At 57.6% G+C, this 12,518-nt stretch carries 9 protein-coding genes and 1 pseudogene; all 10 read right to left on the reverse strand.

Going from position 1 to position 12,518, the window contains the following annotated elements; translation table 11 throughout:
* Nucleotides 1-22: 22 nt before the first annotated feature.
* The 10 genes and pseudogenes from FB466_RS13355 to FB466_RS01970 all read right to left on the reverse strand — a co-directional run bounded on the left by FB466_RS13355 (nucleotide 23) and on the right by FB466_RS01970 (nucleotide 12,412).
* Nucleotides 23-166, reverse strand: coding sequence for a hypothetical protein (locus tag FB466_RS13355; RefSeq protein WP_170205978.1), 144 nt, complete (start codon nucleotides 164-166; stop codon nucleotides 23-25).
* A 38-nt stretch (nucleotides 167-204) separates the two neighbouring features.
* Nucleotides 205-603 carry a DUF6188 family protein gene (locus FB466_RS01930; RefSeq protein WP_141915398.1) on the reverse strand — a complete coding sequence of 133 codons (399 nt, stop codon included), beginning with the start codon at nucleotides 601-603 and terminating at the stop codon, nucleotides 205-207.
* Nucleotides 604-1,324: 721 nt separating this feature from the next.
* Nucleotides 1,325-1,963 (reverse strand): annotated as a pseudogene (locus FB466_RS01935) (IS30 family transposase); the annotation flags it as partial.
* 285 nt (nucleotides 1,964-2,248) lie between these two features.
* Nucleotides 2,249-2,698: a hypothetical protein gene (locus FB466_RS01940; protein WP_141915401.1), complete on the reverse strand. Its 450-nt coding sequence runs from the start codon at nucleotides 2,696-2,698 to the stop codon at nucleotides 2,249-2,251.
* Nucleotides 2,699-3,020: 322 nt separating this feature from the next.
* A complete protein-coding gene (locus tag FB466_RS01945; protein ID WP_141915403.1) occupies nucleotides 3,021-3,425 on the reverse strand; it encodes a hypothetical protein in 405 nt (134 codons plus the stop codon).
* 732 nt (nucleotides 3,426-4,157) lie between these two features.
* Nucleotides 4,158-4,604, reverse strand: coding sequence for a hypothetical protein (locus FB466_RS01950; protein ID WP_141915404.1), 447 nt, complete (start codon nucleotides 4,602-4,604; stop codon nucleotides 4,158-4,160).
* 265 nt (nucleotides 4,605-4,869) lie between these two features.
* Nucleotides 4,870-5,265, reverse strand: coding sequence for a DUF6188 family protein (locus tag FB466_RS01955; protein WP_141915406.1), 396 nt, complete (start codon nucleotides 5,263-5,265; stop codon nucleotides 4,870-4,872).
* A complete protein-coding gene (locus FB466_RS01960) occupies nucleotides 5,262-5,945 on the reverse strand; it encodes a hypothetical protein (protein ID WP_141915408.1) in 684 nt (227 codons plus the stop codon). The genes FB466_RS01955 and FB466_RS01960 overlap by 4 nt, the downstream gene beginning before the upstream one ends.
* A gap of 636 nt (nucleotides 5,946-6,581) precedes the next feature.
* Complete coding sequence (locus FB466_RS01965) at nucleotides 6,582-7,007, reverse strand: DUF6188 family protein (protein ID WP_141915410.1); 426 nt, start codon at nucleotides 7,005-7,007, stop codon at nucleotides 6,582-6,584.
* Complete coding sequence (locus tag FB466_RS01970; RefSeq protein WP_141915411.1) at nucleotides 6,995-12,412, reverse strand: DUF6531 domain-containing protein; 5,418 nt, start codon at nucleotides 12,410-12,412, stop codon at nucleotides 6,995-6,997. The genes FB466_RS01965 and FB466_RS01970 overlap by 13 nt, the downstream gene beginning before the upstream one ends.
* Nucleotides 12,413-12,518 lie beyond the last annotated feature (106 nt).

A 12,518-nucleotide genomic window follows, 5' to 3' on the forward strand; every position in this document is an offset into this window, starting at 1 on the left:
CCTACCCCCAGTTGTCTGTGAGCTAGTGCCCGGCAGCTCCCGCAGCCTGGGAGAGGGGGCCTTGGAGACTATCGGTGTACCCCGTGAGGTCCTCATCGGTGACCGGCGCGAGCCCCTGCGGGTCGAGAGCGTTACCCACAAAGGAGCTGAGGTGACTTCCGTTCAAAGCGGCAGGGTCGAGTTATCGCAACCTGTATATAAATCTTAAGTGGCATTAGGGCCCCAAATCCCGATTTCCCCGTCCGGTAAACCAATAATTAAAACCCCTTCGGGACCGTCTAAATTGAGCACCCAAGATTCAAATTGAGGGTCGGAGTATGTGCGAATCTTCATTCCATTGGATGTTCTTAGAACAACCCCCTCGCTACTTATTGAAATGTCTTTAATCGTCGTGTTGACGACTTCAAGGGCGGGAGCGAGCTCTGACTTTGAGCCCTCTGGGTCAACTATTTTCACGGTTTCGTCAGTCAAAGTTATCTCGAACGGGCAGGATAGCGCTAAGGACCCAAACTCCTCAAAGACAAGAGTGATTCGGAAATCGAGTTCGATTTTATTTATTAGAACACCCTGTAGGGAATTTTGAATGGTATCTAGGTCGGCCATCCCAGGTATTCTCCTGATCTCTCAGCTGGTACGTGCGTTTCCGCTCGGGATCCAGACTTTCCGGTATTTGGGTTTAATGGTTGGTTCGAGGAGTTGTAATAAACGCTATAACCATTGGGATATAGACCAGTTGGTTCCATTACTCGAATGGAGTCTGAGTTTTTAAGAGCACCGGAGTGCTGAGCTACTAGCCCTTTTCCGTTGTCTGCTTCTCGGAGCGGCCAACCAGCAGGAATATCATATGTCGTTCCGTTTGGGGTGACGACAAACGTGTTTCCACTGGACGGAACAACATTAACTGGTGTTGGTGGTTGGTCCCCGAGTTTCGCGGTCGGGGTAGGCACGTCAACCTTACTGAGGGCACCACCGGTGGCGGCCGACAGGGCTGCGCCGCTGGCAGCGGTACTGAGGAACCCTCCAACAGTAAGAGGCTGCCCACTAACCGCATACTGCGCAACACTTTCCAACGCCCCCTCGGCCGCATTCCCCACAGCATGACGCCCAATCGCGGTGGCCAGGCCACCACCAACAAGCCCAAACGCACCACTAACAGCAACCTGCCCCCAGTTAACCTCACCTGTAGTAGCTTTCTGAATAATCGCATCAGCCCCCGCAGCGACATAGCGCTAGGTCACCTTCACGACTAATGACCAGTGTTAGTAAGGGCCAGGCTATTGGGGGTTAAGGTCCGTTATGCCATGGCTGTGGGTTTTCGGCGGTTTCAAGGAGCCATCGCAACACTGCCGATAAGTGCGTCTAGTTTCTCACGTGGCGTGTGGAAGCCGAGGGTCTTGCGCGGACGGTCATTGAGCTGAACGGTCACGGCCTGAATCTCTGCATCACTGATGGTGTTGAAATCGGTGCCTTTGGGGTAGTAATCACGGATCAGGCCATTGAGGTTCTCATTCGATCCCCGCTGCCAGGGGGAATGCGGATCGCAGAAGAACACCGGGCAGCCTGTCGCGACGGTAAATTCTCGGTGTCGTGACATTTCTTGCCCTTGATCCCAGGTCAGCGTCTGCCGCAACCAGCCCGGTAGCTGCGTAATTTGTTGCTGGAGGATATCGATCACCGTTTTGGAATCACGTGTGCCAGGAAGCCGGCCGATCAACGCGAATCTCGTGGCCCGCTCCACAAGTGTGACGAGGCCAGAGTTCCCGGGACCGACAACAAGATCTCCTTCCCAGTGTCCAGGGACAGCACGATCAGAAGCTGCGGCTGGACGATCGGTGATCCGAGCTCCCGCGAGCCAAGGACGCACCTCACGAGAAGGTAAGCGTGAGGCTGGTGTTCTCCGGTTCCGGCCCGTTCGGAGTGCTTTCACCACCGTCAACTCATGCCGAAGCGCGCCTCTGCCTTCGTGTGAGGCGCCGATACGCGTGAGGCTGCTGAGACTTCTCGGCGTACGAGTCTGCCACTGGTTCGATGCCACCCCGAGCGCCCATGCGAATGATCATGCTTGCAAGCCTGGCCCATTCGACAACCGCACCGGTGTTCACATTGAACCGTCGCGCCGTTGTTTGCGCCGATGTGCCGGAGAGCAGCATTGAGTACGCGATACACCGTTGATCCCACGAAACCGCCACGATAACCTCCTGGAGAAGGTGTTGCGATAGCTCCTTGAAACCGCCAAGCATGCCCCCAATTACTGAACTCCAGCTTGAGGTTTCGGTAGGGGATTCCCCTTTTCGTCTCGGCCCATAGAGCCAACTAGTGTTATACCCGGCAGACCTAATACCCAGGGGTCGATGTCGGTGTCGGCGTAGGTGATGAGGTCTATCCCGCCGGAGATGTGGAAGATGGGGTTGATCATGTCGGGGGTGGATGTGATGCCGATGATTTCGTGCCCGAGAAGAAATTTCACGTCTTCGCCGGTTAGTAGGTTTTCTTCGGTGTATAGAACGCCGGTTTCATTGTAGCGATCAATGTGGCAGTTTGGGCCGGTGAGGAGCCAGTCGCACATGTAGTTTGATCCCCAGCCTTCGCCACTAAGTACCAGGACGGGGTCGGGAGACATGTTTGCATAACCGATGCGGAGAGGCAGCGCTGATAGCGCAGTATCGAGCATGCTTTCATCTTCCCTATATGTTGACATTATGGCTCCAAATTTAGGTGTGTGCGTTCTCGGATGTAAAGATTTCGTTCTGTTCTGTCAAAATTTCTCGGAGCGTGAACGGGCTTGCCTGTAAACGCACTGACAGGGTCTCGACCCGCGTTTTCAAAGGATGCGCGGAGTGGTGCTGGTCCTGACGGTTCCATGATTCTCACCTTAGATCCGTCCGGCAGTATGTACTCGGTTCCAGGTGATCTCGTGGCGCTGTTGGGCAGTCCTGCGTTGATGAAGCCTTTATATCGCGTCAGCCCCCGCAGCAGCGAGCCCCGGTCAACGAGGCGAGTTATTGCGTGAGATCTTCGCTCTAAGCGGTAATTCCACCCACTAGAGTAATTCCAGGAATTCTTATAACCCAAGGATCTAAATCTGTATCGGTATGAATAGCAAGTTCCACTCCGCCAGAAATATAGAATACAGCATCTACTAAATTCTCATCAGATGAAACTTCATAAATATCGCGACCAATAAGAAAGGAGAGATCGCTGGCATTGAGTTCTCTTTCATTGATTGATTCAAGCTTGTCATTGTATCTGTCTATTTTTATGTTCGGTCCTTTTAGGAGCCAAGGGCATATGAAGTAAAATGACCAATCAGCACCTGCCATCCAAAGTGTCGGGTCGGGAACAGAATTTGCCTGACTGATGCGCAGAGGTAAGGCTTTAGTGAGAACTTCTCGTTTAGTCATCGATGAAAATTCTGAGAGAGTCATAATCCCAATTCTATGTGAGTCCTTGAACGAATATAATTTCTGGCGGCGGCTCCAGCAACACCTGCAGGTGGGTGTGGAGGTTTGCCTGTAATGGGATCGATGGCGTAACCGTTTGCGTTTTCAAAGGATGCGCGGAGTGGTGCTGGTCCTGACGGTTCCATGATTCTCACCTTAGATCCGTCCGGCAGTATGTACTCGGTTCCAGGTGATCTCGTGGCGCTGTTGGGCAGTCCTGCGTTGATGAAGCCTTCTTCTAGCCGTGTGCGGCTGGTAGGGATCGCGACTCCGTTTGAGCCTACGACAAAGTCGGCGCGCGTGGGTGTTGGTGTGTGGTCCCCGAGTTTCGCGGTCGGGGTAGGCACATCAACCTTACTAAGGGCACCACCAGTGGCAGCCGACACCGCCGCCCCACTGGCAGCGGTACTGAGGAGCCCTCCAACAGTAAGAGGCTGCCCACTAACCGCATACTGCGCAACACTTTCCAACGCCCCCTCGGCCGCATTCCCCACAGCATGACGCCCAATCGCGGTGGCCAGGCCACCACCAACAAGCCCAAACGCACCACTAACAGCAACCTGCCCCCAGTTAACCTCACCTGTAGTAGCTTTCTGAATAATCGCATCAGCCCCCGCAGCGACATAGCGCTAGGTCACCTTCACGACTAATGACCAGTGTTAGTAAGGGCCAGGCTATTGGGGGTTAAGGTCCGTTATACCATGGCTGTAAGGTCAATTACTGAACTCCAGCTTGAGGTTTCGGCAGGGGATTCCCGTTTTCATCTCGACCCATAGAGCCAACTAGTGTTATATCCGGCAGACTTAGTACCCACGGGTCAATGTCGGTCTCGGCATATATGGTGAGATCCACCTCTCCGGAAATATGAAAAGTCGGATTTATCATGTCTGGTGTGGATGTGATTCCGATGATTTCTCGCCCGAGAAGAAATTCCACATCCTTGCTAGTAAGGAGTTCTTCATCCGGAGTAACGATGTTATTATAATTGTACCGATCGAGGTAGATTCCCGGACCTCGCATAAGCCAGTCGCAAACATAATTAGATGACCATTTTTTTCCACTTAACGTGAGAATTGGATCGGGTTCTATTGCAGCAAAAGTAATGCGAAGGGGCAGTTCAGACGTTGCGATATCTAACATGCTTTCTTCTTCCCTATAGGTCATTTCTACGGCTCCAAGTTTATGTGGTTATGGTTTCGGGTATAAGCCTTTTTATCGTTCGGGTCCAAACCTTTCGGGGCATGAGCGGGCTTACCGGTGAATGCGTCAACAGGTTGTCCGTTTGCGTTTTCAAAGGATGCGCGGAGTGGTGCTGGTCCTGACGGTTCCATGATTCTCACCTTAGATCCGTTTAATAAACCTCATACTTGCTCTGAAGTAAAATTCATGATGGACTCCCTGGTGTGTTCGTGGGGTAGGCGGTCCAGACTCAGTCTGGCTTTGCCATGGCGTTCCAAATGCTCAGTTCTCCACCGGGTGTTGCGATAATTCGCTCAGGCTCCTTTCCTGTACCAAAATAACTCCAAGCCTCGTACTCAAGTGATGGTGGACAGGTCAAGGTCGAGCCGTTTGAGAACTCTAGATTGAGGGTACTATCAGACACATATCCGCGTAAGACTTTGCTCGTGTGAAGCTCAAGAAATTCGACCAGTTGATTTTTCTTACCTGCAGGATCAACAATTTTTTCAATACCGGTTGCGCCACGCAGCGAAAAGGGGCATTCGATGACAACGGAACTTGAATCGGAAAATATGAGTGTGACTTGATAATCAATCCGAATCTGTATAACTTCAGCTTCCGAAAGATTTAGATCAATTGAGCTCATTGTGGCCATCCTAGATACGTGCCTTGGTGCGTTGTAAGGACATGCGTGTTTGGGTTGTTGCTTGGTTTTCCGGCACGGGGGTCGAGATACTGTCCGTTTACATTTGAATAGCGGCTGTACCCATCAGGGTTTTTGGTGTCTGGTTGCATAATGCGAATTTCGTTTTCCTTTCCATTTCCGACGGCGAGATGGTTTGGGTGTTGGGCGACGAGCCCTCTCCCGTTGTCTGCTTCTCGGAGCGGCCAACCAGCAGGAATATCATATGTCGTTCCGTTTGGGGTGACGACAAACGTGTTTCCACTGGACGGAACAACATTAACTGGTGTTGGTGGTTGGTCTCCGAGTTTCGCGGTCGGGGTAGGCACGTCAACCTTACTGAGGGCACCACCGGTGGCGGCCGACAGGGCTGCGCCGCTGGCAGCGGTACTGAGGAACCCTTCAACAGTAAGAGGCTGCCCACTAACCGCATACTGCGCAACACTTTCCAACGCCCCCTCGGCCGCATTCCCCACAGCATGACGCCCAATCGCGGTGGCCAGGCCACCACCAACAAGCCCAAACGCACCACTAACAGCAACCTGCCCCCAGTTAACCTCACCTGTAGTAGCTTTCTGAATAATCGCATCAGCCCCCGCAGCGACAAGCGCCATACCGATAGGCCCACCAACACCCGTAGCCATAAGAACACCACCAGCAACGACCAGAGCACCACCAGCAACATACTCCCAGTTATCCGCGAGCCAGTGCCCAGCAGCCCCCGCAGCCTGCGCAAGAGGACCTTGAAGACTATCGGCATACCCCGTGAGCTCCTCAATCGGAGTGCGCCGTTCAACGAGCAGGCGACTGGGAGGTTGAATCCGGTGGTTGAATGTTTCCCTGAGTAGTTCTCTGGCCGGGTTTTCCAGGACCAGCAGGGCACCAGGGTGCCATCCAGAATGAGTTGCTCGTCAGGGTCAGATCATGCACGGTCGGGGTATAGGCCGTGAAGATACCCGCGAGGACGGGAACGTAGCGGGTGATGATGTTCGAGATCGTGACCTGGCAGACACCGTAGGTTTCCGCGATTCCGCCGCAGGTACGTCAAGACGATCACGATCTTCTGGAACAATCCGAACGCTTGCCGACGCCCGCGCTGACGAGCAGGCATCGGGTCACAGGGCCGCACGAGGACACAGATCTGCTGGATACCCTCACGGGTGAATCCTGTTGTAGAGTACATGAGACGGTTTGTTTCTATTGAATTAGGTGTTTTAACTCAATTCTCTCACGAAACAAACCATCACTCATTTAGTAGGACCCCCCCATTTTTATGAACCTCATGGATGTTTAGTGTCTGTAAGTTTTTGTGATGGACTTGGCCCCCAAATTGCCAAATCTTTTCCAGGTAATGCAATGACTAGAGCCCCCTCAGGCCCATTGAGGCTGAGCTTCCAAGATTCATAGTCCGGATCCGAGTAAGTGCGTATTTTCATTCCATTAGACGCTGTTAAGAGAATTCCTTGATGGTTTATCATGATTTCCTGAATTGATTCGTTTACAAACTCAAGAACGGGGAGGAGATCGGTTTTAGGGCCTTCCGGATCAATGGTTAGTGCCGAACGGTCTTTTAGTCGTATCTCGAATGGACAAGATAGGGCCAAGGAGCCATGATCAAGAAATACGAGAGTTACTCGAAAATCGACTTCTATCTTGCTAATCAAAACCCCAGTGAGGGAACGTTGTATATCGGCTAGTTTGGCCAATTTAGATACTCTCCGATCCTTTCAGCTGGAACGTGTGTTTCTGCGCGAGTCCCCGGTCCGCCGGTACTCGGGTTGATCGGTTGGTTGCCCGAATTATAGTACACACCGTAACCGTTCGGGTATCTATATGTGGGTTCCATTATGCGTATTGAGTCCACGTCGTCTAAAGTGCCAGGTCTTTGGGCGACGAGCCCTCTCCCGTTGTCTGCTTCTCGGAGCGGCCAACCAGCAGGAATATCATATGTCGTTCCGTTTGGGGTGACGACAAACGTGTTTCCACTGGACGGAACAACATTAACTGGTGTTGGTGGTTGGTCTCCGAGTTTCGCGGTCGGGGTAGGCACGTCAACCTTACTGAGGGCACCACCGGTGGCGGCCGACAGGGCTGCGCCGCTGGCAGCGGTACTGAGGAACCCTTCAACAGTAAGAGGCTGCCCACTAACCGCATACTGCGCAACACTTTCCAACGCCCCCTCGGCCGCATTCCCCACAGCATGACGCCCAATCGCGGTGGCCAGGCCACCACCAACAAGCCCAAACGCACCACTAACAGCAACCTGCCCCCAGTTAACCTCACCTGTAGTAGCTTTCTGAATAATCGCATCAGCCCCCGCAGCGACAAGCGCCATACCGATAGGCCCACCAACACCCGTAGCCATAAGAACACCACCAGCAACGACCAGAGCACCACCAGCAACATACTCCCAGTTATCCGCGAGCCAGTGCCCAGCAGCCCCCGCAGCCTGCGCAAGAGGACCTTGAAGACTATCGGCATACCCCGTGAGCTCCTCATCAGTAACCGGCGCGAGCCCCCACGGATCAGTAGCGTGAAGAGGATCATTACCAGCGTAAGAGTAAGGGTTACCACCCCATGCCGCCCCAACAACGGGCGAGAGCGGATCTACCGACAGGAATCCGCGAGATACCGAGTCATAGGCGCGTGCACCCATCCACTCCAATCCAGCAACCACAAGGCCACCATCAACAGCAACCGCAACCCCGCCGGGCATCCCCAACCCACCGGCGGCATCGCCACCACCGATGCTAGCGAACACCTGCCAGGGGTCATTCGCATCCGTTACACGAGCAGACCGCCAACCAGCGGGTGCCCATTCGTTTCCGATACCGATAATTCCGGCCGGGCCAGTGAATACAGTAGTGGTATCCACCCGCAGAAGAGAAGGAACGCCAGACGCGGCGTCCCAATCGAGCGTTGAGCCACCCACCTCCGAGAGCTCACCCAGGGCATTCACCCAAAGTTCAGTTTCACGAGTCCCATCCAGACCACACTCCAAAACACCCGAGAGCCAGCCGCGCCCATCCCACTGGTAGTCTGTGCGGCTCTCACCGGTGACCGAGCTGACGCGGCGGCCCTGTCCGTCGTACTCGTACCGGGTGGTTTCGTCACGCGAGTCCGTGACGGCGAGGAGTTGACCGGCAGCGTCATGGCCGAACGAGCGGGTGTGGCCTGCAACCGATTCGGTGTGGAGGCGGCCGGCCTGGTCGTAGGTCCAGGTAGATTCGCTGTTGGCGGTTGCCGCTCCGACCAACTGACAGGCATCATCGTACGAATACGTGACGGCGGTTGCCGGGTCGCTTATCTGTGTGATGCGGCCCTCGGCATCGCGCATGATGCGGGTGACGTCTGCGCCCTCCGCTGTCGTGCGGGTGTGTTGGGCGGGATACCCGTTCTCGTATTCCCATGTGTGCAGCGAGTCACCCGTGCGAGTCTCGGTGAGGCGGCCCATTTTGTCGTAGTCGAGGCGGGCTTCTCCGAAGGTGCCGTGCACAATCCGGGTGATCCGCCCGGCCGCATCCCGCTGATACTCCACCCTCGTACCGTCCGGGGCGATCAGCGCGGTCCTGTTGCCGTCGGCATCGTATTCCCACGCTGTCTCGCGCTGTGCCGCGCCGTCATCGGTTGTGCGGCGGACGAGGCGATCCAGACGGTTGAAGTGGAGGGTATGCGTGATCCCGGCGTTATCGCGGGTGTGGTCGGTGATTGTCGCGGTGCGGGCTCGGGCATCCCGCACGATCTGGGCGGTGAGGTGCCCGTTGACGCGCATCCCGGATTCGAGGCCGGCACCGTTGTATTCCCACTCCGTCGTGTTGCCGTCGGGGTCGGTCTGGGTGAGCTGCCGGCCGGCCGGATCGTAGGTGGCGGTGGTCACCCGGCCCAGGGGGTCAGTGGACGAGGCAACCTGGTCACCGGCTGTGTACGTGCGACGAGTCTCACCACCGAGCGGGTCGATGGTCGTCACCAACCGGCCGCGCTCGTCATACTCGTATGTGGTGACGCCGCCCAGGCCGTTGACCGCGGCGATGAGCTGGCCGGCGGCATCGTACCGGAATTCGCGCTTGCCGTACCGGGTATCCTGCGCCCCCGTCAGGCGACCGGCCTTGTCGTAGCGGTACCGTGACACCCCGATGCCGGGCGCGCGTTCCAGCGTGACCCGACCCATCCGGTCGTACTCGGTCTCGGCGATCTCACCGGTGGCGGTGGTTCGGGCAATCACCCGGGAATCAGCGTCGTAGGTGAGGGTCGTGCGAGCACCGGTAGCGTCTATCGCGACGGCGGGGCGACCACACTCGTCATACTCATACCGGGCGGTCATCCCGGCCGGGGTGGTAACCTGCACGACGCGGCCCGCGCGGTCGCGCTCGATCTGGGTCAAGCCGCCGTCGGCGTTGAGAATCTCGACGGGTCGGCCGCAGGCGTCATAGACCATGAGGTCGGCCGAGCCGTCGCTCTGCTCGATGCGGGTCGGACGCCCGAACTCGTCCCGGTGGATGGTGTTCTGCTCGAAGGCCCCCCGGACGGTCTGGATGCCGTCGGCACGTGACCGGAGGATGTCAGTGCGCACCCCGGTCGGGTCCACTGTCGCGGCAAGATTGCCGGTGACATCATACTCACGCCCCCACACGCCCCCAGCGGGATCGGTGATTGTCCGGAGCCGCGAGAGAGCGTCATGGGCAAAACCCCACTCCGCGCCGTCCGGCAGGGTCACCGCGGAGACGTTGCCGAACTCGTCGAAGTCTTTGTGCGTTGCCCGCCCCAGCGGGTCAACGGTGGTGACGAGCTCGCCGTGCTGGCCGTATCCGTGTTCGGTGCGCGCCCCCAGCGGGTCAATGACGGCGATCACTCGTCCGCCGATGCCGTGCTCGAAGCGCCACACCGACCCGTCCGGGTCTTCGCGGCCCACCAGCAGCCCCGCGTCGTCGTATCGGTAGCGCGTGCGGCACCCCGTCGCGGTGACGGCCTCGACCACGCGTCCGGTGTGATCCCGCACGAGGCGTGAGGTATCACCGGCGGCGTTTGTTATGCCGACGAGGTCCCCCAACGGGTCGTACTCGAATGTGATCGAGACGCCCTCAGGATCGACGGTACGCAGGAGGAGGCCGTGCGCCCACGTCAACTCGGTCCGGCCGCCTCCGGGGTCGGTCACCACGCTCGGGTTCCGATCCTCGCTCCTCGCGTAGGTATAGTTCACGGTGCCGCCCGAGGCGGTCACGACCGTTGTGACCCGATCCTGGTCGTCGTAGCCGAAGGTGAGGTCAGCGCCCTCGGGGGTTACCGTCCGAATCTTCCGGGCGCGATCATCAAACGCGTGAACCGTAACCTGGCCGTCTCGTTCCGTGGCCGAGACCAGGTTCCCGTGTTGGTCGTACGCCATCGACTGCCGGTTTCCCTCGGCGTCGATGATCCCCACCACGCGACCTTTGCGGTCGGCAATCCAGGTGTTTGCGTTGGTGCCGTCGTCATCCGAGACCGAGGTTACTCGCCCACGTAGGTAGGCGAACCGGACGCTCCGTCCGTACGGGGTCACCTGGCGGATGACGCGGCCGGTGCTGTCATAGGTGTTCTCGCACTCGACCACTCCGGAGGCAGAAGTAACCTGATCAATGAGCCCCTGGTCGGTCCATCGGTACCGTCGTGTGCCGACCGCATCCTGCACCCCGATTAGCCGCTCGGCGTCGTCGTAGAGGTACTCTGCCCTGCGGCCGTCCGACGCAGAGGCGTATGCGACGCGATCGCCGACATACTCAACCTCCACAGAGCGGCCGCGTTCATGCACCAATCGGGTGATGCGCCCGGAGGTATCGCGGGACACCAGGATGACCGTGCCCGACCCGTTGCCAGAGCCGAGCCAGGCCCCCGCCGGTGTGAACGCCCACCATCCGCCGGAGTTGTTGCGAACAACAAACGCATGGCGGCCGACATCATCACCACGGAGGGGAAGCGCGTCTCGTGGCTCCTGGGCGAGCCAGTAGTTTTCGTCAATGCCGCGGCCCCAGCCGTCGCCGAGGCGCGGGAAACGGATCTGGCGGCCGTCACTCATGACAAACCCGGCACCCTCATCATCCAGGTCAAGACGGGTGTCGAGAAGTGACGCCCAGCCCACGCCAAAGACGCCGAGGCGCGGGTCAAGAGAGTTGTACATGCGGGTGAACTGCAACGACGCGGCGGCCCCCATAAACGGAAGATCAACTTCGGGTTCCAGGAAGTTGCCCGTTGCGGTGTTCACCGGGTCATCCGAGTAACCGTTTGTGGGCGGGGTGCCGACGGCCGAGAACGGCTCGATGGTGAAATCATCGCGCTGTGTGTTGATACCTGCCGATGCGAGGGCGGCGGACAGGGACGCATCCGATACCGAGATGACACCGGAGCCCCCACCAGCGGCCTCGAACACACCGGCAACAACACCCGCCCACTCGGAGTCCTCTTGATTGGCATCGAGCCAGGTCTTAAACGCCGTGGCGAGGGACTGCGCGTTGAGGGTTCCCCAACACGGGTTGCACCCCGTCTCGTAGTCGGAGAGTGCATTTTTAAACGAGGCGAGCTGGGAGGTGAGCTGCTGATCAAGATTGTGACAACCGGTTTGGAAGGACCGGAGATGGGCAGGGACCGCAGACGAGGTGCCACGGCCGCCGCCCTGAGCGGGAATATCGCGGCCAGAAACGGTGACCGCAGTGGAGGTGAGGTGAGGTTCCGGTGCCGGGGACGGCGGTTTCGGGTCGTCCTCCGCCCCGAACCACGAAGAGATTTCATGCCCCGCCCCGACAAACCAGTTCTCTTCCCGCTCCCGCTGACGCTTGGCCCATGCGCGGGCGTCTGTGCGTCGCTTGTCCTCGTCCTCCGCGGCCTGGCGCAACTCGGTGACGTATCCGGAGAGTGTCTGCAACTCGCCCGCCAGCGCGGACGCACTGCGCGAAGCCACCCCGGAGTTTCGGGCGAACGCCTCTGCAAAGTAGCCCCGGAAATCCTGCTGCGCCGTCCGCACGTAGCTAGCACGCGAACTTCGCTGATTATCAATGGCGTTCACAAGATTACTGATCGCAGTTTTCAGCGAATCCGCTGCACTATACGAGTACCCCGTGGGGTCGTTACCACCGATCTTTGCCATGCGTCACATCTCTCAACTATTCGGGCAGCGAGAAATTGAATCCCACACACACCATCTGATTACCGCTAAAAACGACAGTGGCCGCGCCTCGCCAGTGACGAGACGC

It is taken from the genome of Klugiella xanthotipulae, assembly GCF_006716695.1.
In the GTDB taxonomy this organism is placed as follows: Bacteria; Actinomycetota; Actinomycetes; order Actinomycetales; family Microbacteriaceae; genus Klugiella; species Klugiella xanthotipulae.

Bases quoted from the DNA above. Each gene is read 5' to 3' on its own strand.
- FB466_RS01930 (WP_141915398.1), bottom strand. From the start codon at position 603: ATGGCCGACCTAGATACCATTCAAAATTCCCTACAGGGTGTTCTAATA.
- FB466_RS01940 (WP_141915401.1), bottom strand. From the start codon at position 2,698: ATGTCAACATATAGGGAAGATGAAAGCATGCTCGATACTGCGCTATCA.
- FB466_RS01945 (WP_141915403.1), bottom strand. From the start codon at position 3,425: ATGACTCTCTCAGAATTTTCATCGATGACTAAACGAGAAGTTCTCACT.
- FB466_RS01950 (WP_141915404.1), bottom strand. From the start codon at position 4,604: ATGACCTATAGGGAAGAAGAAAGCATGTTAGATATCGCAACGTCTGAA.
- FB466_RS01955 (WP_141915406.1), bottom strand. From the start codon at position 5,265: ATGAGCTCAATTGATCTAAATCTTTCGGAAGCTGAAGTTATACAGATT.
- FB466_RS01960 (WP_141915408.1), bottom strand. From the start codon at position 5,945: ATGGCTACGGGTGTTGGTGGGCCTATCGGTATGGCGCTTGTCGCTGCG.
- FB466_RS01970 (WP_141915411.1), bottom strand. From the start codon at position 12,412: ATGGCAAAGATCGGTGGTAACGACCCCACGGGGTACTCGTATAGTGCA.